The organism is Thermaerobacter litoralis (genome assembly GCF_054654595.1).
On the sequence record NZ_BAAIES010000002.1, the window covers coordinates 136,316 to 158,941 of the forward strand.

16 protein-coding genes are annotated in these 22,626 nt (G+C 75.6%); 8 read left to right on the forward strand and 8 right to left on the reverse strand.

Annotation, left to right across the window (positions count from 1 at the left end):
- The first annotated feature begins 196 nt into the window (after positions 1–196).
- The 5 genes from ACYQ02_RS00775 (at position 197) to mntR (ending at position 6,484) form a co-directional block, all read left to right on the forward strand.
- The gene (locus ACYQ02_RS00775) at positions 197–1,345 is read left to right on the forward strand and encodes an AAA family ATPase (protein ID WP_460038526.1); all 1,149 of its coding nucleotides are present in this window, start codon (positions 197–199) and stop codon (positions 1,343–1,345) included.
- A 512-nt stretch (positions 1,346–1,857) separates the two neighbouring features.
- Positions 1,858–3,462 carry a VOC family protein gene (locus ACYQ02_RS00780; RefSeq protein ID WP_460038527.1) on the forward strand — a complete coding sequence of 535 codons (1,605 nt, stop codon included), beginning with the start codon at positions 1,858–1,860 and terminating at the stop codon, positions 3,460–3,462.
- 147 nt (positions 3,463–3,609) lie between these two features.
- Positions 3,610–4,911, forward strand: a complete 1,302-nt coding sequence (locus tag ACYQ02_RS00785) for a M20/M25/M40 family metallo-hydrolase (RefSeq protein WP_460038606.1) — start codon at positions 3,610–3,612, stop codon at positions 4,909–4,911.
- 227 nt (positions 4,912–5,138) lie between these two features.
- Positions 5,139–5,537, forward strand: coding sequence for a cupredoxin domain-containing protein (locus ACYQ02_RS00790; protein WP_460038528.1), 399 nt, complete (start codon positions 5,139–5,141; stop codon positions 5,535–5,537).
- Between the two features lie 173 nt (positions 5,538–5,710).
- A complete protein-coding gene (gene mntR / locus ACYQ02_RS00795) occupies positions 5,711–6,484 on the forward strand; it encodes a transcriptional regulator MntR (RefSeq protein ID WP_460038529.1) in 774 nt (257 codons plus the stop codon).
- On the opposite strand, the gene ACYQ02_RS00800 is transcribed toward mntR, so the two are convergent.
- A complete protein-coding gene (locus ACYQ02_RS00800; RefSeq protein WP_460038530.1) occupies positions 6,481–6,870 on the reverse strand; it encodes an SH3 domain-containing protein in 390 nt (129 codons plus the stop codon). The genes mntR and ACYQ02_RS00800 overlap by 4 nt on opposite strands.
- Positions 6,871–7,102: 232 nt before the next feature.
- Between ACYQ02_RS00800 and ACYQ02_RS00805 the strand changes: the two genes are divergently transcribed.
- Positions 7,103–7,798, forward strand: coding sequence for a thiamine diphosphokinase (locus ACYQ02_RS00805; RefSeq protein WP_460038531.1), 696 nt, complete (start codon positions 7,103–7,105; stop codon positions 7,796–7,798).
- A 41-nt stretch (positions 7,799–7,839) separates the two neighbouring features.
- Here the strand turns inward: ACYQ02_RS00805 and ACYQ02_RS00810 are convergent, their stop codons facing one another.
- The 6 genes from ACYQ02_RS00810 to ACYQ02_RS00835 all read right to left on the reverse strand — a co-directional run bounded on the left by ACYQ02_RS00810 (position 7,840) and on the right by ACYQ02_RS00835 (position 19,144).
- Positions 7,840–8,838: an ABC transporter substrate-binding protein gene (locus ACYQ02_RS00810; protein WP_460038532.1), complete on the reverse strand. Its 999-nt coding sequence runs from the start codon at positions 8,836–8,838 to the stop codon at positions 7,840–7,842.
- Positions 8,839–9,190: 352 nt separating this feature from the next.
- Entirely contained in the window at positions 9,191–10,462 is a 1,272-nt protein-coding gene (locus ACYQ02_RS00815; RefSeq protein ID WP_460038533.1) for a bifunctional phosphoglucose/phosphomannose isomerase, read from the reverse strand.
- Between the two features lie 133 nt (positions 10,463–10,595).
- The gene (locus tag ACYQ02_RS00820; protein ID WP_460038534.1) at positions 10,596–13,871 is read right to left on the reverse strand and encodes a DNA-directed RNA polymerase subunit alpha C-terminal domain-containing protein; all 3,276 of its coding nucleotides are present in this window, start codon (positions 13,869–13,871) and stop codon (positions 10,596–10,598) included.
- 353 nt (positions 13,872–14,224) lie between these two features.
- Positions 14,225–16,198, reverse strand: coding sequence for an acetate--CoA ligase (gene acs / locus ACYQ02_RS00825; protein ID WP_460038535.1), 1,974 nt, complete (start codon positions 16,196–16,198; stop codon positions 14,225–14,227).
- 228 nt (positions 16,199–16,426) lie between these two features.
- Positions 16,427–17,767, reverse strand: a complete 1,341-nt coding sequence (locus ACYQ02_RS00830) for an MFS transporter (RefSeq protein ID WP_460038536.1) — start codon at positions 17,765–17,767, stop codon at positions 16,427–16,429.
- A 414-nt stretch (positions 17,768–18,181) separates the two neighbouring features.
- A complete protein-coding gene (locus ACYQ02_RS00835; RefSeq protein WP_460038537.1) occupies positions 18,182–19,144 on the reverse strand; it encodes a hypothetical protein in 963 nt (320 codons plus the stop codon).
- Between the two features lie 301 nt (positions 19,145–19,445).
- Between ACYQ02_RS00835 and ACYQ02_RS00840 the strand changes: the two genes are divergently transcribed.
- Both ACYQ02_RS00840 and ACYQ02_RS00845 read left to right on the forward strand, forming a co-directional pair.
- On the forward strand, positions 19,446–20,210 hold the full coding sequence (locus ACYQ02_RS00840; protein WP_460038538.1) for an N-acetylmuramoyl-L-alanine amidase family protein: 765 nt from the start codon (positions 19,446–19,448) through the stop codon (positions 20,208–20,210).
- A 307-nt stretch (positions 20,211–20,517) separates the two neighbouring features.
- A complete protein-coding gene (locus ACYQ02_RS00845) occupies positions 20,518–21,702 on the forward strand; it encodes a glycosyl hydrolase family 18 protein (RefSeq protein WP_460038539.1) in 1,185 nt (394 codons plus the stop codon).
- Positions 21,703–21,780: 78 nt separating this feature from the next.
- On the opposite strand, the gene ACYQ02_RS00850 is transcribed toward ACYQ02_RS00845, so the two are convergent.
- Positions 21,781–22,539: a glucose 1-dehydrogenase gene (locus tag ACYQ02_RS00850; protein ID WP_460038607.1), complete on the reverse strand. Its 759-nt coding sequence runs from the start codon at positions 22,537–22,539 to the stop codon at positions 21,781–21,783.
- Positions 22,540–22,626: the final 87 nt, after the last annotated feature.

Below are 22,626 nucleotides of genomic sequence, written 5' to 3' on the forward strand. Positions count from 1 at the left end.
TCGCCAGGGGTTGCAGCGGGGGCCGGCCGGCGGGGCAACGGGCCCGCGCCGGGATGCGCCGGCCGGCGGCCGGCAGGCGGCGGGCCCCGGGTGGCGGCCCGCGGACTTGGTTTCGACCGGCGACCTTTCACCGGCCACGGCAGGGGCCCCGGCGGCCCGGATGGGCCGCGCCGGGGCGAGGATGGGGGGCATCGGCATGGCCACGCGTCACGGCTGGGTGCGTCATCTGTTTGCCAGCGGCAACACCGGTCACGGCTTTCAATCCTTCTTCGACGACGTCGCCTGGCCCGAGCCGCGGCGGGTCTTCGTCCTCAAGGGCGGCCCGGGCACGGGCAAGTCGGCGGTGATCCGCCTGGTGGCGGAGGGGCTGATGGAACGGGGCGTGGGGGTCGAGCTGTTCCACTGTCCTTCGGACCCGGCCTCCCTGGACGGGGTCAACGCCCCCGACCTGGGCCTGGCGGTGGTGGACGGCACGCCGCCCCACGCGGTGGAACCGCCCCTTCCGGGCCTGGTCGGCCGGCTGCTCAGCCTAGAGGCGACGGCCAACCGCGACCTCCTGGCCGCCCGCCAGGCGCAGATCGACGCCACGGGCCGCCGGGTGCGCCAGCGCTTCCAGCTGGCCCACCGCTACCTGGGCCTGGCCCTGGAGGCCTTGACCCTGTACGAGGACTTCTACCATCACGCCGGGGCCCTGGACCTGGCGGCCCTGGACCACTCCGCCCACGAGATCGAGGCCACCATCTTCGAAGGCCACCGGGTCGTGCGGGCGGGCCGCCGGGGACGGGTGCGGCGGCTGTTCGCCAGCGCGGTGACGCCCGAGGGACCGCGCCATTTCCTGGACAGCCTCCTGGACCCCCTGGAGCGGCGGGTGTTCATCCGGGGCAACCCCGGCACCGGCTGCGCCACCCTGGTGGAACGGGTGGCGGAGGCGGCCCTGCGGCGGGGGCTGGACATCGAGGCCTACCACTGCGGGCTCCACGGGCGCCGGCTGGACCACGTGATCATCCCCGAGCTGGGCGCCGCCGTGGTCCACAATGCCTACCCCCACACCTACGAGCCCAAGCGGGGAGACCTGGTGATCGACACGGCGGCCTTCGTCGACGTGGAGGCCCTGGAGCGCTACCGGGAGGAGATGGAGGTGGCCCAGGCCCTCTTCGGCCAGGCCTTCGACCAGGGGATCTGGTACCTGCGCCGGGCGCTGATGGCCCATCAGGACCTGGAGACCGCCTATGCGACGCCGGAGCTGCGGGCCCAGGTGGAAGCCTTCGCCCGGGAGATCCTGGCGGAGGCGGACGCCCTCTTGGCGGCGGGGACCGGCCGGCACGAAGGCCAGCGCCTGGCCTGAGCCGCGGCCGTCGCCCCGGGCCCGGCGCGGGCCCGTTCACCGGTGCCGGCGGCCCGGCGCCGGCGGGCTGCGGCCCGCTCACCTCCCAGCGCGGCTTGCCGTCCGGGGGGCACCGTCCCTGCCTTCGCCGGCCCGCCCAGCCGCCACCGCGGGGCGGCGGCCGCCCCCTGCGCCGGGCCACAGCCGCTCCCGTCGCCCCCATCCGCCCTCCCGCTCGACCCGCTCCCGTCGCCCCCGTCCACCCCGCCCGCTGCGACCCGGTCGCCCCACCCGCTCCGCCCGCGCTTACCCGGTCCCGTCGCCTCATTCGCCCCGCCCGCTCCGACCCGGTTCCGTCGCCCCACCCGCCCCGCCGCTCCCACCCAGTCCGCCGGCCGGCCCCCGGCGCGCGCCAGGTGATACCTTAGAAGCAGACCCCGCTCCCACCCGGCCGGGCGGCGGCTCCCGGCAGGTACGGGCCTTGGGGCCCCTGAGCCGTCACGGCACTCCATCACCCGGGGAGGCGGCCTCTGTTGGACGAGAACGCGGTCGGCGGGATCCACCACGTCACCATGATCGCCGGCGATCCCCAGGCCAACGCCGACTTCTACGGCGGCGTGCTGGGGATGCGCCTGGTCAAGCGGACGGTGAACTTCGACGACCCCGAGACCTACCACTTCTACTTCGGCGATGAGACAGGCGGGCCCGGCACCCTGCTGACCTTCTTCCCCGTGCCCGGCGCGGCGCGGGGCCGCACCGGCGCCGGGCAGGCCACCCTGGTCTACCTGGCCGTGCCGCCAGGCGCCCTGGACTATTGGGAGGAGCGCCTGGGCCGCTTCGGCGTGCCCTGCCGGCGCCGGCCGGCGCCCGGGGGCCGGCCGGGCCTGTTCTTCACCGATCCCGACGGCCTGCCCCTGGCCTTGCTGGACGAACCGGCCCCCGACCGGCCGGGCTGGCCCGGCGGCCCGGTGCCGGCCCCCCACGCCATCCGGGCGGTGGCCGGCGTTCGCCTCACGGTTCACGATGTCGAACCCACAGGCCGGGTCCTCCAGGCCCTGGGCTACCGCCCTGCGCCTGAGGGAGGAACCGGCGGGACCCCGGCCCTGTGGATTACCGGCGACGGCGGCGCCACCCGCTGGATCGAGCTGGACGTGGCCCCCGGCCTGCGCCGCGGCACCCTGGGGGCGGGCACGGTCCACCACGTCGCCTTCCGCACCGCCGGCGACGCGACCCAGCAGGCCTGGCGGAACCGCCTGACCCAGCTGGGCCTGCACGTCACGCCCGTCCAGGACCGGCAGTACTTCCGCTCCATCTACTTCCGGGAGCCGGGCGGCGTGTTGTTCGAGATCGCCACCGACCCGCCGGGCTTCCTGATCGACGAGGACCGGGCGTCCCTGGGCACGGGCTTGCGCCTGCCGCCCTGGTACGAGCCGGCCCGTGCAGCCCTGGAGAAGGCGCTGCCACCGCTGCACCATCCCAGCGGCTTCGCCGAGCTGGGGTTCATCCACCGCTTCGTCCCCGCCGCGGAGGAGGACGGGAACCGCCCCGCGCCGGTGCTGCTCCTCTTGCACGGCACGGGCGGGGACGAGCAGGACCTCTTGCCGCTGGGAGCCCACCTCCGGCCCGGCGCCGCCCTCCTCAGCCCCCGGGGGCAGGTGCTGGAAGGGGACATGCCCCGTTTCTTCCGCCGCCTGGCCCCGGGCGTCCTGGACGCGGACGACCTGGCCCGCCGGGCCGGCGACATGGCCGGGTTCGTCCGGGCGGCGGCCCGCCGCTACGGCTTCGCCGCCGGCCGTGTGGTGGCCGTGGGCTACAGCAACGGGGCCAACCTGGCCGCGGCGCTGCTGTTGCGGCACCCCGACCTGCTGGCCGCCGCCGTCCTGTTCCGGCCGATGCCGGTGCCGGTCGAACCGGCAGCCCCGGGAGCCCTGGCCGGACGACCCGTCTTCATCGCCGCCGGGCGCCAGGACCCGGTGGTGCCGGCGGACCAGAGCCGGGAGCTGGCCCGGCAGCTGGAGGCCGCCGGCGCCGCCGTCACCCTCCACTGGGCGGACGGTGGCCACGGGGTCGAACCGGCCGAGGTGGAGGCCGCCGGCCGCTGGCTGGCCGAGGCGCCCCTCCCCCCGGCGGCGCCCTGAGGAGGGAAGCCACGGCCGGCCGGGCCTGAGAAGGGAAGCCGCCGCCGGCGGGGAAAGAACGGTGCGAAGCGGCAGCCCACGCCCGGTCCACCTTCGGCGCCCACCGGTGGACCGGGGCGCCCGGAAGGGGGGAGCGGCGTGGAAGGGATGCCGGACCCGCGGGTCCCGGACCCATGGCCCGATCTGGAGGAGCTTTGTCGCCTGCCCCACCGGGGAACCGGCACGCCGGAGGAAGGCCGGGCCGCCCGCTGGCTGGCGGCGCGCCTCAAGGAGCTGGGATTCGAGGTCGACGTCCAGCCCTTCCGGGCCCCGCGCCACACCCTCTACCTGGGACCGGGCCTGATCGGGCTGGTCCTGGCGGTGCTGGGCCTGGCTGGCGCGCGGCCGGACATCCCGGGGGCCCTGGCTGGTCTTCTGGCCCTGGGAGGCCTGCTGGCCCTGGTGCCCCTGGTGGGGGAGCTGGCCCTGTGGCCCAAGGGCGTCCCCGTCAGCCTGGCGTGGGTCGTCCCCCGCGGCCGGTCCCAGAACGTGGTGGCCCGCTGGCCACGCGCCGGCGCGCCGGCGTCGCCCTCCACACCCTCCGGGACGGCCGCTGGCGCGGCGGGCCCTGGCGCCAGGCCTGCGGCAGCGCCGGCCCTGCGCCTGGTGATCGCCGCCCACTACGACACCCAGTGGGGCAGCTGGCTCTTCGCCCCGCGGTTCCTGCCCTGGCTGCAGGCCTTCTTCACCGCCGGCTACGGCGCCTTCGCGGCGGTGCCGCTGCTGCTGGCGGCCCGCGCCGGCGGGCTTCCCGTGGCCGGGCCGCTGGCCGCCGCGGCCTGGGCGTCGGCCGCCGTGGCCGCGTTCCTCCTGATCAGCTGGGCCACGGGACGGCCGATCAATGGAGCCAACGACAACGGCTCGGGCGTCGCGGTGGCCCTGGCCCTGGCCCGCCGCTGGGCGTCGGCGCCCCTGCCCGGCGTCGAGCTGCTCGTCGCCCTGACGGGCGCCGAGGAGACCGGGATGCGGGGCATGGCGGCCCTGCTGGAGCACCCCTGGTTCCGTGACGGCCGGGGCCCGGTGGCCGTCGTCAACGTCGACAACGTGGGGGCGGGCCGGCTCCACTACCTGACCGCCGAAGGGATGGTGGTGCCGGTCCGCTACGACCCGGGGCTCGTCGAGCAGGCCCGGCGGCTGGCGGGGGAGCTGCCCCCGGGACGGCTGACGCCCGGGCCACGGCCCCTCCTCCCCACCGACGCCCTGGTGCCGGCGGCCCGGCGGATCCCGGCCATCACCTTCCTGGCCACGGGTGCGGACGGCCGGATCCCCCACTATCACTGGCACACCGACCGCTTAGAGCACGTGGACCGGACCCACCTGGCCCAGGTGGCCCAGGTGCTCTGGGCCTACGTGAGCCGCCTGGCCGCGGCGGCCGCCCTTGAACGACCCGGTGCGCCGCGGGAGCGGTAAGAAAGCGGCCGGGGAGCCGCGGGGAGCGGCCGGAATCGGGAGCGGCCGGGGGCGGGAGCGGCCGGAGGGCGGGGTTAAGCTGCGCACCCCAACGGCCCGGAGCCGGTCGCCGGGAACCGGGCGCGCGCCGGGTGGTGAAATCGGTTGTCCATCCGAGTGCGGGAGCCACGTTCATGGGATATAAAAGAACGGTGGACCCAATCCCCGTAAGGAGGGACGCACCCAGCATGAAGCGCGCACGCCGTTCTCTGCTGGTGCTGGTCGCCCTGATGCTGGTGGCCCTGCCGGTCCTGGCCGCGTGCGGTGGCGGCGGTGGCGGCGGCAACGAGGGCAACGGTGACCAGGCCGCTGGCAACAAGATCACGGTCACGGCCCAGAGCCTGTCCTTCGACAAGACGGAGATCAACCTGAAGAAGGGCCAGACCTACACCATCGAGCTGGTCAACAACGACTCGGTCCAGCACGACCTGGTCTCCGAGCAGCTGGACCTGGAGATCCCCCTGACGGATCCCGGCAAGAGCAACTCGGTGGAGTTCACGCCGCAGCAGACCGGGGACTTCGAGTTCATCTGCACCGTTCCCGGTCACAGCGCCACGATGAAGGGCACCATCCACGTGACCGAGTGATCGACCAGGGATTTCCCGAAACAGGCAGCGAGGCGCGGTAACGCGCGGATCACATCCCCGCAAGCTCGGGAGGCAGCCGGCCGGCTGCCTCCCGCGTCTTTCCCGGCGCCGGCGCACCGTCACCCGGGGCACCGCACCCCAGGGGCGGCGGGGCGCCCTCGTACGATATATTGATGGCGGAGATGGCGGAGACGGCGGAATCCCGGCCGGAGACGAGCAGCGCCGGTGGGAACGAGGTGACCCGGGTGCGGCCGACCCCGAGCATGGAGGACTACCTGGAGACGATCTACGAGCTCATCCGCAGCAAGGGCTACGCCCGGGTGAGCGACATCGCCCTGGCCCTCAACCTGCAGCCTTCGTCGGTCACCCGCATGGTCCAGCGGCTGGACGAGCAGAACTTCGTCACCTACGAGCGCTACCGGGGCCTCGTGCTCACCGAGCGAGGCGAGGCCATCGGCAAGGCCATGCGCCGGCGTCACGAGACCCTGGCCACCTTCCTGCGCCTGCTGGGCGTGCGGGACGAAGCGGTGGTCCAGCAGGACGTGGAGGGCATCGAGCATCACGTCAGCCACGAGACCCTGGAGCGGATCGAGCGCTTCGTCGCCTTCGCCCGGGCCAACCCCGCCTGGATGAACCAGCTCCATGCGGCCCTGCGCGAGGGAGACGACGCCGGCAGCCCGGAACCCGCCGAGAACCCGGGCCGTCCCGGCGCCCGGCATCCCCAGGGCGCGCCCAGCACCCGTGGTCGCGCCAGCGGCGGGACCGGCCCCCAACGCGGGCCGGGCACGGGCGACGGCGGCCTCCCCCACCCCGGCACCCCCGCCGGGGCCGCCGGGGACGCCCCCTCCCACCCCGGCGCCGGGACCGCCATCGCCACCGGCACCGGGGGCCGGCGGGCCGCCACGCCCGAGGTCGGGGCGCCGGACCCGGCGGGCGGGCGGCCTTAGCCGCCCACCTCGCAGCGGACGTAATCCTTGAAGACGTAACCCGTCTCGCCGCCGACCAGCTGGACCTCGGCCCAGAAGCCCTCAAAGGCCATGACGATGACGGGCGTGCCGCGCCCCACCCGGGCCAGGGCTTCGGACTTGCCGGAGGGACGCTGGCGGACGTTGACGTCGTCGTGGGTGATGACGCCGAAGCAGTGGAAGCGCTCGGGGACGCGGTCCTGGAAGAGCTCAAGGCTCTGCAGCTGGAAGCGCTGGTAGTTGTACATCATCTGGGCCAGGCGGCGCTCCGTCTCCGTGGTGGCCGCATCGACCAGCTGCTTGTAGTGGTCGAGCAGGGGCCGCTCCTGCTCCCGCAGTTCCGCCGCCAGTTCCCGAATGCGCGACACGGTTCCTCCCCCTTCCGATGGCGTCCCGGCGAACAGGGCACCGGCTCCCGGCCGCCGGGCGGTGCGGCTCCGTCCCGGGACCGCCCGCGGCGGCCAGCGGACCGGCGGTCCCCGCGCGGACCCGGCGGGTGAACCGGCGCCCGCCGGCGGATGAACCGGCACCGGGGCCCGCCTCCGGGGACCCGTATGACCCTATGCGCGGGAGGAACCGGACATGCCGGGAGGTGGGCCCGTGTCCACACCCTTCGGTTTCCTGCCGCCCCCCGCCCCGCCCTACGCCGTGGTGGTGGCGGGCGGCGACCTGGACGAACCGGCCCTGGCGGACGAGGTCGCCCACCTGGCCCGCAGGGCCTCCCTCTGCGTCGCCGCCGACGGCGGCCTCCGCCTGCTGCGCCGGGCCGGCCTCTGGCCCCACCTGCTGTGCGGCGACTTCGACACCCTGGGCCCCGAGGAGGTGGAGGCGGCGCGGGCGGCCGGCGTGGAGGTGGTGCCGGTTCCTCCCGCCAAGGACTTCACCGACACCGAGCTGGCGCTGGACCTGGCCCGCCGGCGGCTGGGGCGGGTCCCTCTCTATCTCGTGGGCGGCGTGGGGGACCGGGTCGACCACACCCTGGCCAACCTGCTCCTGGTGGCCCGGTGGTGGGCCGGCGGCCACCCCCTGACCGTCCTGGCGGGCCCGGCCCACGTGCGGCCCCTGGCCGGCCCCGGCGAGGTCCAGTTCCACGGACGACCCGGCCAGACGGTCTCCCTGGTTCCCCTCAGTCCCCGCATGACCGGCGTCACCACCGAAGGCCTGGTCTACCCGCTCCGGGACGCAACCCTGGCCTGGGGGACCGCCTACACCGTCAGCAACGCCCTGGCGGGTTCCCAGGGGGCGTTCCGGGCCCGCACGGGGCTGGGCCTGGTGGTGCTCCAGCGCCGCAGCTGACCAGTCCCCGGGCCTGGGGCGCGGGCCTCGTGGCTGGCGGCTCAGGGGATGGTCCGCAGGGGCACCAGCCGGTGGGGCGGGCCGTCGTCCGGGCTGGGGAGCCGATCCGGGTGGAGCCAGGCGGCCAGCCGTTCCAGGCCGTCCAGGGCCGCCGGCCCCACCCCCAGCAGCTGGGCCGGAGCCAGGTACAGGGCCGTGGCCACCGGCGGGCCGCCCGGCACCGCCGGCACCGCCGGCCCCAGCAGCGGCGTCACCACCCGCACCGCCGGTGACCAGGGCAGGGACCGCCACCGGTCCTCCCCCGTCTGCCAGCCCGGGCCGGTGACGAGGGAGGCCAGCCCCGCCCGCCGCGCCAGGGCTCCCAGCCGGGCCCGCCAGCCGGAACCCGGAGGAACCGGCTCGCCGGCCAGGGCGGCTCCGCCGCCGTCCAGCAGCCGGCCCCCCGCCCGCTCCACCAGGGCGGCCGCCGGGCTGCCCGGCCCGGCCCACACGGGCGGCTGGTCCCAGGCCAGCACCAGCACCGGGGGGCGCTGGGGCCAGGGGACGGAGCCAACGGCGGCCGCCACCCGGTGGAGGCGCCGCCGGTAGGCGCCGGCCACCTCCCGGCCCCGCCCGGGCCGGTGCAGCCATCCGGCCAGGCGCTCGGCCGCCGCCGGCAGCTCCCCCACGTCCAGCCAGCGCAGGGTGGCCACCGCCCAGCCCCGAGCCCGCAGGGTGCGCGCCAGCCCCGGCTGGCGGGTCACCGCCGGCAGCAGCACCAGGTCGACGGCGCCCGGCCGCAGGTGCTGGATCTCGGCCCCGGGCGGCAACACCGTCACCGTCCCGCCGTCCTCACCGCCCAGCAAGGCGCGGGCCAGGTCGCACAGGTCCCGGCCGCTGCAGGCGATGCGGCGCGGGGGTCCGGGCAGGGTGACCCGCTGGCCCAGGTCGTCCCGGAAGACCCACCGGGCCGCAGGCGGGCCGGCCGGCCCTTGCCGCCCTCCCGCCGCCGGGGCGCCGGCACCCACCCATCCCGCGGCCAGGCCGAGGGCGACGGCCACTCCCCAGACCCACCCGCGCCTCCAAAAACCCAGCCTCCAAAAACCCATGGGCACCGGGATCGGCCCTCCCGGTGCCCATGGCTATGTGCTCGCCGCGACGGCCAGACCGCCGGCGCCGCCCCGCCGATCGGGCTTCGCGCCGCCGGTCCGGAAGCCGCCTGGGGCCGGGCGAGCCTCGGGACCGGCAGGCGACGGGCCCGGGCAGCCGGCCCGCGGTCCCTGCTGACCGGCGCGCCGCAAAGGGCACGGTCCTCCCGGCACCGTCGCCGGGGCCGGCCGGCGGAGCCGGGTGACCGGCACCCCCCGGCGCCCGGGGGTCCGGCCGCCGCCCCGACCCCCAGCCGCCCCTTGCCTACTCGGCGGGCAGGGCGGCCAGGCGTTCCTTCAGTTTTTGGATGCTGGCGATGGCCGACGGGTCGACGCCCCGCAACAAGGCGGCATAGACCGAGACGAAATCGCCGAAATAGGCCAGGCTGAGCAGCTGGGCCAGCCGGCCCTGCCCCCGCCCCTGGACGGTCACCCACTCCGCCCGGTCGCCCACCAGCTCGGCGGTGATGGCCATCCGAGCCTGGTTGCGGGGGTGATCGGCGGGCGCCTCCAGGCGGACGATCAGCGGGCGGGCCCGCCCGGACCCGAAGCCGGCGCCGGGCGCCGGCTCGCCCTCCCGGGCCCGGCCGGAGGCCGCCGCCACCGCGACCCCGCCGGGGACCGGGTCCGCCCCGGCCGGCTGCGCCCCGACCCCCTCCCAGCCCATGATCTCGTTGTGGTTGAGCTCGGGAAAGCTGTGGGAATGGGCCAGCTGCTTGGCGTTCTCGTTGATCTGGCACTGCCACCGGTAGGCGGCCGCCTGGCCGAGCCGCCCGGCCCCGTAGACGAAGAGGGGCCGGTCCAGAAGCCGCCGGGCCAGGGCCTGCGCCGGCCCCTCGGGGCCATTGGGCTCCAGCTCCCGGGCCAGGGACCGCAAGACGGCGATGGCCTCCTCCACCTGGGCCGACGGGTCGCCCAGCCCCGCCCAGGCGCAGGTCAGGTAGAGGACCGGCAGCATGAGGTAACCCAAGGCGGCCCGGGGCGCCAGGCCGGCCGGCACCCGGACCTGACGAACCGGCCGGCCGGCCGCCTCGGCGGCCGCCGCCCGCTCCAGCAAGGGGCCGCCGCTCGCCACCGCCACCACCGCGGCTCCGCGGCGCAACGCCTCGTCGAAGGCGCTCAGGGTCTCTTCCGTCGCGCCGGAATAGCTCACGGCAAAGACCAGGTCCCGGGGCCCCACCCAGCCGGGCAAGCCATAGTCGCGGTGGACCACCACGGGCACCGGCGCCTCCGGTTCCAGCACCGCGGCAACGAAATCGCCGCCGATGGCCGAGCCCCCTAACCCGGCCACCAGGACCGCCCGCGGGACCTCCGCCAGGGGCCGGGGCACGTTGGTGGCGTCCCGGCCGAGCCGCAAGGCCTCCTCCAGCTGGTGGGGGAAGGCCGCCACGACCCCCAGCATCCCCGACCGGTCGAAGGCTCGCAGCCCCTGCCAGTCCACGGCCCCGCTGGCGTCCTGGTCCCCGCTGGCCCTCCCGGCCGGCGCCGCCCGGCCGGCGGCACCGGCGCCATCCCTGACCATCTCTCCGGCGTCCATCCTTCGGCCTCCCTCTCGACGCCCCTGGACGTCCCGATGGTGCCGTTGATCACCCCTGCGCGGGCGGACGCCATCCCCCGCCACCCTGGCCGGCCGCCGACGCGCCGCCGGCCGATCCCCCGTCCCGCCTGTCTCAGCCGTCGCCGCCGTCCTCCCCGTGGACGGCGGCCTCCGCCGGCCCGCCGCCCAGGGACGGGATCGCATAGACCTCCGCGGGCGGCGGCGCCGGCCCGCCCGCAGGCTGCTCCACCAGGATCCCCTCCCGCGCCAGGGTGGCCGCCGTGGCGTCGACGAGCCCGTCCCCGCCGGGCAGGCCCAGGGCGGGAAAGCCGCCGGGCGGCAACACCAGCCGGTAGGGCATGGCCAGCCGCAAGCGCGATCCCTGCACCACCGGCCAGAGCCCCAGGGCGAACAGTTCCGCTTCGATGCGCACGGGTTCGGCCTCCAGGCCCTGCCCCCGGCACCAGGCCGCCAGGGCGTCCAGGTCGACGGCGGTGCCGCCGGCCCCGGCGCGGGAGGCCACCAGGTCGGCCACCACGGCCCAGGCGGTGGCCGGCGACTCGAGCCAGGCGGCCGGCAGGTGGACGGGCTGGTCCGGCCAGAGCCGCTCCGCCGCCAGGTCCCACAGGGCCGCCCGGGCAGCGCCGCGGGCCCGGCCCGGCCCGGCCGCAGCCGGTTCGTCCGCCGGGGTCTCCCCGGCCTCGCCGGCGCCGTTGGCTTCGCCCTCCGGCTCCTCGTTGCGGCCCGTCAGCAGCACCGGCAGCCAGGGGTCGAACCAGGCGGTGACCTGCCAGCGCCGGTGGAACCGCTCCACCAGCCCGGGCCCGGGCGCCTCGCCGGCGGCCGCGGCCGCCCGGCGGATCCGGGCACCAAGCCAGCGGGCAGCCTCCTGGGGCGTCAGGACGCCACCGGCCGGCCCATCCCCCGCCGCCGGGGACGCCCCCCGAGCCGCCGCGCCGGTGTCGGCCTTCGTACCGGCGGCCGCCTCCGCCTCCAGCCCCTCCGCCTCCAGCCGCCGGAAGGCGGCGTGGAGCATCACGGCCCGGGCAAAGATGGGGTCGGCCAGGGCCAGGGCGACCAGCTGGTCCGCCTCGCTGCCGGCCCGGACCCAGGTGTCGTTGAGGGGCGTGGCGGTCCAGGTGTCGTCCAGCCCCGTCAGCCACCCCATGGTGTGAAGGTAGGCGATGACCTGGCGGGCCTGGGAGCGCTGGCGCCAGCGGCCCAGGTAGGAGGTGAGCTGGGCGGTGTCGTAGACGTGGCCCGCCAGCAGTTCCGCCAGGAGCCCCCGCACCGCAGCCAGGTTGGTCGGCCGCGGCCCGTAGGCGGGCGCCCCGACCACGCCCGCGGCCCCGGGGTCCGTGGCCAGCCATGCCGTCAGGCCGAACCGGTCCCGCCCGTACCGGAGCACGGCCGGATCCTCGTTCAGGGCCCGGGCCACCGTGCGCCGGGGGTAGCGCCGCTCCGCCTGCACGGCGGCGACCACCTGGTCCAAGGCCACCGGCTCCCCCGCTTCCGCCAGGGCATCGCGGCAGAGCTGGGTCAGGTTGCGCTCGGGCTCCCGTTCCCAGTGGCTGAGGCCGTAGATCCCCCGGTCGACCCGGCGGAAGGGCTCCCCGGAGGAGAGGATCGTCAGCACATGGGTCGGGGGCATCTTCCGCCCTTCGGGCAAGAGCTCATTGACCAGCCGGGTCAGCTCCGCGTAGTGCAAGGGCCGGCCGGCCCGCTGCAGGGCCTGGTAGACGTAGTCGCGGGCCCGCACCCGCCGCCCCTCCCGCCAGGAGGCCAGGCCGTACAAGCCGCCCTGGAACCGGGTGAAGGATCCCTGGGTGGCGACCGCCGCCCGGGCCATGGCCTCGGCCGGCGCGGGCAAGTCCTCCATGGTTTCCGCCAGGTGGCGGGCCAGGTCGGCGAGGGGCAAGGGACGGCCGGCGGCGGCCAAAAAGGCCTCGAGCCGCCGCGCCGCATCGGGCAGGCGCTGGGCGATCTCCACCGTCGACCAGGTGGAACCGGCCACCCGGCGCAACCCCGGCGTCAGCTGGACCAGCAGGCCGACCAGCCGCACCGCCTCGTCGGTCGCCTCGGGCACACCCACGGCGCCGTCCTGCCGCAAGGCCTCCGCTAGCTCGGCGGGGCCCGCCGCCCCGCAACGGGTCGCGGCGGCCAGCACCGCCCGGACCAGGGGCTCGAACCGCTCCAGCTTGGCCCGCGCCCGGGCCCGCCGCAGGGCCCGCCCCTGGACGACGCTGACCCACTGCCGGGTGGTCTGCCAGCGGGCGGCGATGGCGGACAGGTCGTGGGGTTCCAATCCCAGGAGGCCGTAGCGCAGGGCCAGGACCTCCCGCTCCCGGTCGGCCAGGGGCTCGATCAGCTCCTGCAGCCAGTCGGCCAGCTCCCGTGGCACCGACTCCCGCCGGCTGCGTTCCTGCCGGTAGCGCTCCAGGGCCTCGAGGATCGTGCCCACGCCACTCTCCCCCAGCCCTCGGAGCCGCCGCAGCCCTTCCAGGGTGAAGCCGGCCACGGCGCCGACGGTGTGCAAGTCCGCCCGCTGGAGGGCGGTCACCACGCGGCGGGGCAACAGCAGGGCGGCGATGGGGGCCGGGTCGTCCATCAGGTCGGGGGCCAGGGGATCGCCCGTGGCCCCTCCCGGCGGCGGCAGCGGCCGGCCGGACTGGAGGGCGTCCAGCCGGTGGCAGATCTCCGCCAGCGAGCGCGGGCCCAGGCCCCGCAGCCGCCGGAGGCCCGGCTCGCCCAGCTCCAGCAACTGGCCCACCGTCTGGATCCCGGCCCGGCGCAGGGCCCGGTAGGCCCGCTGGCCCAGGCCCAGCTCCTCCACGGACAGCCGCCGGACCGGCTCGGGAAAGCGCCGGGGATCGTAGCGGACGGCCCGGGCCAGCAGCTCCTGCTGGTAGCCCGCGTCGGCCATGACCCGTGCCAGCTCCGTCACCAGGGCCAGCAGGCCGCGGGTCCCCATGCCCCGGGCGGCCAGGAGGCGAGGGTCCTCGCGCCAGGCCAGGTCGCCCACCGTTTCGTACCCCCGCTGCTGCAGGGCCATCCGAACCCGGGGCGGGATGTCCAGCAGGTTGAGGGGGACCCCGGCCAGCGACGTCCCCGCCGGCCCCCCCGAGGGGGTCGCCTCCCAGGGCCCGTCCCGGCCGTCCCCGGGGTCTTCGGCGGCGGAGACGAGGCCGCGGGCGTCCGCCGGCCGGACCGCCGCCCCGGACGAGGCGTCCGCCGGCCGGACCGCCGCCCCAGACGAACCGGCCATCTCCGCCATGCCACTCGCGCCAGGCCGCCCGGCGCCGCCCGCCAGTCCGGGGCCTGTGGACGGGCCGGGAGACGGCCCGGGGTCAAGGCCCGGCCCCCCGGCACCGGGCGTCGCCAGGCTCGGCGCATCGGGCGCCAGTTCCATTCTTTCCCCTCCGTACGGGCGCCGCCCGGCGGCTGCGGGAGGCCCGGCCGGCCGCGGCCGCCCGGGCCGCGGCCGGGCACCAGGCGGGATGCCGCCGGTGCGGTGACGTATCGCCGTCGCCATCGGCTACCACAATTTTCGACAAAACCCTGTCGAATTGTGACGAAGCCGGGGACGACCACTTAAACCAATCGTGTTCGATTGTAAACTTTTCTTGACGGTTTCCACCAGAGCATTGGCGCACCCCAACACGCCAGGAGCCGGTGGTTCACCACCGGCTCCTGGCTCCGGCGGGCCGGCATGCCCCGCCGGCCCCCTGGTTCCACCTGTTGCGGCCTGCCCGCACGCCGCCGTCAGCGCCCCGCCCGGGTGGCGTACATCTGCCGCAGCTGTTCCGGCACGTCGGGATCGCGCAGGGTGGTGGTGTCGCCCAGTTCCCGGCCTTCGACGATGTCCCGCAGAAGCCGGCGCATGATCTTGCCGCTGCGGGTCTTGGGCAGGTCGGGCACGAACAGGACGCGGTCGGGCCGGGCGATGGGGCTGATCACCTTCGCCACGTGCTCCTTGAGCTCCGCCTCCAGCTCGGGGCTGCCCTGCCGGCCCGCCTCCAGGATGACGAAGCCCACCGGCACCTGGCCCTTGAGCTCATGGGGTGCCGCGATCACCGCCGCCTCGGCGACCGCCGGATGGGAGACCAGGGCGCTCTCGATCTCCATGGTGCTGAGCCGGTGGCCGGCCACGTTCATCACGTCGTCGACCCGGCCCAGGACCCAGAAGTAGCCGTCCTCGTCGATCTTGGCGCCGTCGCCCGGATAGTACACGTCCCGGCCCCACTTGGACCAGTAGGTGTTGATGTAGCGCTCCTCGTCGCCCCAGATGCCCCGCAGCATGGAGGGCCAGGGACGCAGGATGGCCAGATAGCCGCCCCCCTGCCCCGGCGGCACCGGGTTGCCCTGGTCGTCCAGGACGGCGGCCTTGATCCCCGGGAACGGCCGGGTGGCGCTGCCGGGCTTGGTCACCGTGACCCCGGGCAGCGGGGTGATCATGATGGCGCCGGTCTCCGTCTGCCACCAGGTGTCGACGATGGGGCAGCGGCCGCCGCCGATGTGCTCGTGGTACCACATCCAGGCCTCCGGGTTGATGGGCTCGCCCACGCTGCCCAGGAGGCGCAGGCTGGAGAGATCGTGGCGCCGCGGGTACTCGGGGCCGTCGGCGGCGAAGGCGCGGATGGCCGTCGGCGCCGTGTAGAAGACCGTGACGCCGTACTTCTCGACGATCACCCAGGGCCGGTCCTTGTCCGGCCAGTCGGGTGCCCCCTCGTACATCACCGTGGTGGCGCCGTTGGCTAGGGGGCCGTAGACGATGTAGGAGTGGCCGGTGATCCAGCCGATGTCGGCCATGCACCAGTAGACGTCGTCCTCGTGCAGGTCGAAGACCCACTTGGTGGTGGCGTACACGCCGGTCAGGTACCCGCCGGTGGTGTGGACGATGCCCTTGGGCCGGCCGGTGGTGCCCGAGGTGTACATCATGAAGAGCATGTCCTCGGCGTCCATCACCTCGGGCGGGCACAGCCGCTGGGCCTTCTCCATCAGCTCGTGCCACCAGCGGTCGCGGCCCGGCGTGAAGGGCACGTCGTCACCGGTGCGCCGGACCACCACCACCGCCTCCACGTCCTGCTTGCCCCCGAGGAGCCGGATGGCCTCGTCGGCCTGGGCCTTGAGGGGCACCACCTTCCCCCGCCGGTAGAAGCCGTCGCAGGTGATGAGGAACCGCGAGCCGGCGTCCTCCATGCGGGAGGCCAGCGCCTGGGGGCTGAAGCCGGCGAAGACCACCGAGTGGGGCGCGCCGATGCGGGCGCAGGCCAGCATGGCGATGGGCAGCTCCGGGATCATGGGCAGGTAGATGGTGACCCGGTCGCCCCGCCGCACGCCCAGGTCCTTGAGGACGTTGGCAAACCGGTTGACCTCCCGGTAGAGGTCGTAGTAGGTCAGGGTGCGGGTGTCGCCGGGCTCGCCCTCCCAGATGATCGCCGCCTTGTTGCGGCGCGGCCCCCGGATGTGCCGGTCGACGCAGTTGACGCTGGCGTTGAGCTTGCCGCCCACGAACCACTGGGCGAAGGGCGGGTTCCATTCCAGCACCCGGTCCCACTTCTGGAACCACTCGAGCTCCTCCGCCCACCGCGCCCAGAAGCCCTCGGGATCCCGCTCGGCCTCTTCGTAGACCGACTCGTCGCGCACGTGGGCCCGCGCCCGGAAGTCCTCCGGCGGCGCAAAGCGGCGCTCCTCCTTGAGAAGGGCGTCGATGGGCCGTGCACCGGCCTCTGCCATGATCTCCCCTCCCTGGGCGAGCAAGGGCCCGGCGACGACCCGGGCCCCACCGCCCGCCGGAATTCGTCCCCTGTACCTGTTATTAGGACGAAACCGGCCGGGATCCTGCGCCGGATGGCCGGGCCGGGCCGCCGCGCCCCGGCAGGCCGGGCACGGGGCGGCCCCGCGAGACCCTTTCGGGCCCGCGGGGCCGCCCCTGCCGGCCGGTTCGTCCCCCACGACCGCCGGTCAGTCGGCCGTCACCTCGCCGGGATGGGTCTCCCGCCAGATGGAGATCACGTTGGTCTCCTTGAGCAGGAACGTACCGACGACGAAGGTGATGGAGGCCACGATGATCGGATACCAGACGCCGGCGTAGATGTTGCCGGTGTTGGCCACCAAGCTGGCCGAGATGTAGGGCGTCAGGCCGCCGAACCAGCCGTTGCCCAGGTGGTAGGGCAGGGACAAGGCCGTGTAGCGGATCTTGCCCGGGAACATCTCGACCAAGAAGGCGGCGATGGGTCCGTAGACCATGGTGACGTAGATGACCTGGATCCAGACCAGCAGGGTCAGCACGACGGGATTGCCGGCGTACTGGTGCATCAGCTGGTAGAGCGGGTAGTAGGTCAGGGCGGCGATCAGGTTCCCCGCCATCATGATCGGCTTGCGGCCGATCCGGTCCGAGAGGTGGCCGAAGACGATGAAGAAGGGCGTGGCCAGGGCCAGGGCGACGGCCACGATGGTGTTGGCGGTGACGAAGTCGACCTTCAGGGTGTTCTGCAGGTAGACCAGGGCGTAGAACTGGCCAGTGTACCACACCACCGCCTGGCCGGCCGTGGCGCCCAGCAGGGCGAGCAGGACCAGCTTCCAGTTGCGGAAGGTCTCCGAGACCGGCGCCTGGGAGGTCTTCCCCTGGGCCTTGAGCTGCTGGAACAGGGGCGACTCCTGGAGGCGCATGCGCATCCACGCCGACAGCACCAGCAGGACCGCCGAGAGCAGGAACGGGATGCGCCAGCCCCAGGCGTTGAAGGCCTCCGGGCTCATGGACAGCCGGACGGCCAGGATCACGCCCAGGGAGACGAACAGGCCCAGGGTCGCCGTCGTCTGGATGAAGGAGGTGTAAAAGCCCCGCCGCCCGTCCGGGGCGTGCTCGGCCACGTAGGTGGCCGCGCCGCCGTACTCGCCGCCCAGGGCCAGGCCCTGCAGCAACCGGAGGACCAGGACGATCAGGGGCGCGGCGATGCCGATCTGGCTGTAGGTCGGCACCAGGCCGATGGCCGTGGTGGCGCCGCCCATGATCAGCAGGGTCATCAGGAACGCGTACTTGCGGCCGATGAGGTCGCCCAGGCGGCCGAACACCAGGGCGCCAAAGGGCCGCACCAGGAACCCGGTGGCAAAGATGGCCAGGGTGTTGAGCAGGGCGACGGTCGGGTTCCCCTTGGGGAAGAAGGCCGAGGCGATGACGGTGGAAAGGCTGCCGAAGATGTAGAAGTCGTACCACTCGATGATGGTCCCCCCGGCCGAGGCGGCGATGACGCGCCAGATGCTCTGGCGGTCCGCCGGGCCGGCGGTGGCAGTGACCGCACCCATTCAGAGGACCTCCCCTCTCGCGCTGAGCATCCCGCGGAACGCTCCCGGGCAGCCGGGGCCGCCCTACCCCGCACCGGGCCCCCAATCCCGGTCCGGGGCAACCCCTGGACGTCGGACCTGTTCCACCAATCCCTCCCTTCCTGTGACGGGCATCGCCGCCGGGGTGAACCCGTTCACCGGCCGTCGACCCCGGCCCGCCGCCGCAGCCGGGAACCCGCGGCCTTCGGCCGGGCGGTCCGCGACGGCGGCGGTCTGCGCCGGCGGTCCCATGGGGATACGACGGATGAGTGCAACGTGGCGGTGAACCGGGCGGTTCACGGCGCGAGACGCCCGGGGCCCGTCGGGCCGGGGTCTGGCGTGGCGGCACCGCCTGGCGACGCCGCGGGATCGTCCCGTGGCACGATATGGGAAGGCTTATTCCGCGGCGGCCGGCGAACTCCTGCTGAAGGATGACCCGGCGCCCGCCTGCCGGCGGCGCAGCCGGGGCCACCGGGGCGCAGACCCTGGACCCGGGCGCTCCACGGCCCGCCGCAGCCGCCAGCGGGCCTCCGCCCAGCGCACCGCGAAGAACACGGCCACGGTCAAGGCCAGGCTCGCCGCCCCCGCCGCCCCGTAGGCCGGGGTCGCGTATGGCGCCAGCGCCTCCCGGGTGAAGGCCAGGGCGGATGCCACGGGCAGGGCCTCCCGCCAGCCATCGGGGAAGCCCTCCTGCATCCACCGCCCGGCGAAGCCGAAGAGGTACAAGGCCAGGCGCTCCAGGAGGAGCGGCCAGGCGGCGAAGGTCACGGGGTAGACCCAGCCGCGGCCGCCGTGGGTGAGCCCCGTGTACAGGCCCGCGAAGAGATAGGGCAGGACGACCAGGGCCACGGCCATGCGCCCGCCGCCCTCGGGCCCCGCGCCGAAGAGGGTCGTCCCGGCCGCGGGCACCGCGGTGTACAGGGCGGTCACCGCGTAGACCACGCTCAGGAGGAACCAGCCCAGGGGCGCCGGGTCGACGGGCGGCGGGAGGTCCTGCTCAGGGAAGACGCCGGGCCCCTCCCCGGCCCCCGCTCCGGGCCCACCCGCCGCCGGAGCGGCCGGCGCCCCCGGCCCCGCCGGCGGCCTCTCGGCCGGCGGTCCCCACGGTTCGCCGGAGGCGCCCCTGGGCCCCCCGGCCCGGCGGGCCAGGCGCCCCGCCACGCCGCCGCGCCCTGATGCCGCCGATCCGGCCCGGCCGCTGGCGGGCGCTCCCGCGCCGGCAGGCCCCGCGGCAGCGTCCGGACCGATCAGCAAGAGCTCGGGTTCGTCGACGGGTGCAGGCTCCTCCGCGGGGCCGCCCACCGGTTCCGGCCGGCCCCCCGCCGGCTCCGCCCGCCGTCGCTGGGATCCTCCCGCCATCGGCTCGCCCCCTCCCGGCAGCCCCCTGCCCGCCGCCGGCCCATCCTGGCCCTGACTTCCCCATCCACCCCGCCGGTTCCTCCCGCCGGGGCCGGCCGGGACCGCCACAAGATCGCCCGCCCGGCCGCATACAACGCCAACGGGACCCTCCCCAGGGGGACCCGCTCGCCGGGAAGGGATCCCGCCCCACGGCCGGCGGCGCTGCCGGCCCGCGTTGCGGCCACCGCACCGGCGGGGCGCCGGCGTCCCCGGCTGCCCCTTGGAGGCCGGGTCCCCGGGTCCGCCGAGGGAGGGCCATGCGTTGAGATCGAACCCCCGCCGGGGCCGCACCGCCCCCGCCGGCGCCACGCCGGCCGAGGCCGCCCTGCTGGTGATCCTGGCCGCGCTGCTGGGCCTGTTCGTCCTGACCCAGCGGGTCCACGCCCCGCCCCCGTCCCCCCAGGGGCGGCCGGTGATCGTGCTGGACCCCGGTCACGGGGGCATCGACGGGGGAACCCACCTGGACGGGCGGATCCTGGAGAAGGACCTCACCCTGCAGTTCGCCCAGCTGATGACCCCGATGCTGGAAGCCTCGGGGTTCCGGGTGGTCCTCACCCGGACGGCGGACTACGCCCTGGCCCCCGGCGATGACGACGCCGCCGTGCGGCGCGACCTGGAAGAGCGCCTGCGCATCACCCGGGACGCCCGGGCCGTCGCCCTGGTGAGCCTGCACGTCAACGCCGCCCGGGACCGCCGCTTGCGGGGCCCCATCGTCTTCTACCAGTTCGGGGACGAACCCGGCCGCCGCCTGGCGGAGGCCGTCCAGGACCGCCTGAACGCCGCCTTCCCGCCGGAGGCCCGCAACGAGGCCCTGCCGGCGGACTTCTTCCTGCTGGCGCGGGCGGGGCGACCCGCCGTCCTGGTGGAGTTCGCCTTCCTGACGAACCCGGCGGATCGGGCCTTGCTGCTCAGCCCTAGCGGGCGGCGGCAGCTGGCGGCCGCGGCGGTGGACGGGCTGGTGCGGGGGCTGGCGGGGCTGGGCATCCGGGCCCGGGGGCCGTCCCCCCGGCCGCCGGGCGGCCCGTGAACCCGGGTCTGGGGGCCGGCACGGCCGGCGGGGCGGGCCGGGCGGCTTCCCGTTCGCCGTCCGGGCGGCTTCCCCCGTTCGGCGTCGGACCGGCTGCGCTGCTTCCCCTCAAGCCGGCTGGGGGCGGGCGGCGCAGCCCGCGGCGAATCCCGCGGTCCAGGCGCCCGGCGGTCAAGACGCCGGCTGCGGCGCCGGTGGGACCGGTCGTTCCGGGCGTCGCCGGCGCCGCCGCCTCCTCCGGGTTCCGGCTCCGGGCGGTGCATGGCGCCCGCTGCCCGCGGTGACACTGCGGGCGGAGGGATGCGCCGTGACGCCACGTTCCTGCCGCGGTGAAGACCGCGACCCCCGCCAGCGGCCCCGCCGGCGGCCCCTGGCCTGGCTGGCCGCACTGCTGCTGTCTGCCCTGATCCTGGCCGCCTGCGGCAACGGGCCGGCCTCCCGCGCCCCCGCCAAGCCGGGCCCCGGCCGCGGCGACGACGGGCCCAGCCGGGCCGCCCGCCTGCTGGGCGGCGACCCGGTGGTCTACGGCTTCTACACCGAGCCGGAGCCGCCGCTGCCGGGCTCCTACGAGACCATGGTCCGCCACGCCCGGGATCTGGACGTCATCGTTCCCTTCTGGTTCCGGCTGGCGGAGAGCGGCGACGGCACCATCGAAGCCTACGGCGCGCCGCCGCCCCAGCGGCGCAAGCAGGTGGTCCGGGAAGCCCACCGGCGCGGCCTCAAGGTCGAGATGATCGTCCACAACCTGCTCTACGGCTCCGGGGACCGCAGCGCCGCCACGGCCCGCCGGTTCCTCCGCGACCCGGCGGCCCAGGACCGGGCCGTGCGCGGCATCCTGGACATCCTGCGGCAGGAGGGCTACGACGGCGTCCACATCGACCTGGAGACGGTGCCGCCCGAGGAGCGCCCGCGGCTGACCGCCTTCGTCCGCAAGGTGCGGCAGGCCCTGCCTGAAGACAAGCTGCTCAGCATCGCCGTCTTCCCCCGGGACCGGGACGACCGCACCGACCCCAACACCGGCGTCTACGACTACGCCGCCCTGGGGAAGACCGTCGACTTCTTCATCCTGATGACCTACTCGGAGCACCGGGCCGACACGCCGCCGGGGCCCCTGGCCTCCCTGGACTACGTGGACCGCATGGTGCGCTACGCCCTGCGCCACGTCCCCCGGGAGAAGGTGATCGTGGGCCTCGGCTCCTTCGGGTTCGACTGGGGTGGCGGCACCTTCCCCCGCTACCTGGACCACGCCCAGGCGGTGCGGCTGGCCCGGGACCAGGGTGTGGAGGTACGGTGGGACGACCGGGCCCGGGTCCCCTTCTTCACCTACACGGCCGCCGACGGTTCCACCCACACGGTCTACTTCGAGAACGCCCGCAGCTGGGCGGAGAAGCTGAACCTGATCCGGCGCCACCGGGTGCGGGGCGTGGCCATCTGGCGGCTGGGCATGGAAGAGGAGGCGGCCTGGCGGGAGATCGCCCGCCGCCTGAGGTAGGCACCGGGAGACCGCCTGCCACCTGAGGTGGGGGCTGCGGCAGGGCGCGGCCGCCTTCCCTCGGGCCGGCGGCCCGCCTCAGAGGTAGATCATCTTCACCGTCATCCCGCCGTCCACCACCAGGTTCTGGCCGGTGATGAACCCGGCCTCGGGCGAGACCAGGAAGGCGCAGGCCGCCGCCACGTCCTCCGGCCGGCCCACCCGCCCCACCGGGTGCTGGGCGTGGTCCTGCTCGCCCACGGGCTCGTGGCCCGTGTCGATCCACCCGGGGCTGACGGCGTTGACGCGGATCCCGTACCGCCCCAGGCTGATGGCCAGGGCATGGGTCAGGGCCAGGAGCCCGCCCTTGGCCGCCGCGTAGGGCTCGCCATCGGGTTCGGACATCAGCGCCCGGGTGGAGGCGATCTGCACGATGGCCCCGCGGCCGGCCCGGCGCATGTAGGGGACGGCATGGCGGGCGCACCAATAGGCGCCCGTCAGGTTGACCGCCAGCACCCGCTGCCAGGTGGCCTCGGCCTCCGGGTGCTCCAGCGGCACGAAGCCGCCGATCCCCGCGTTGTTGATCAGGATCGTGGGAGGACCCAGCTCGCCGGCCACCCGGGCCATGGCCCGGGCCACCGCCGCGCTGTCGGCCACGTCGGCTTCCACCGGCAGGGCCCGGCCCCCCTCCTGCCGGATCATGGCGGCCGTGGCCTGGGCGGCCGCCCCGTCGACGTCCAGCACGCCAACGGCGGCCCCTTCCGCCGCCAGCCGCCGGGCCACGGCCCGGCCGATGCCGCGCCCGGCCCCCGTCACCACCGCCACCTCGCCGCCGAGCCGCCTGGCCGGCCCGGCCATCGCGTCCCGCGTCGCCTCCTGCTTCGCCGGCTCCGTCACCGGCTCCACCTCCCCTTTCCCGGCCGATTCGGCCTTCGCTGCATCCCA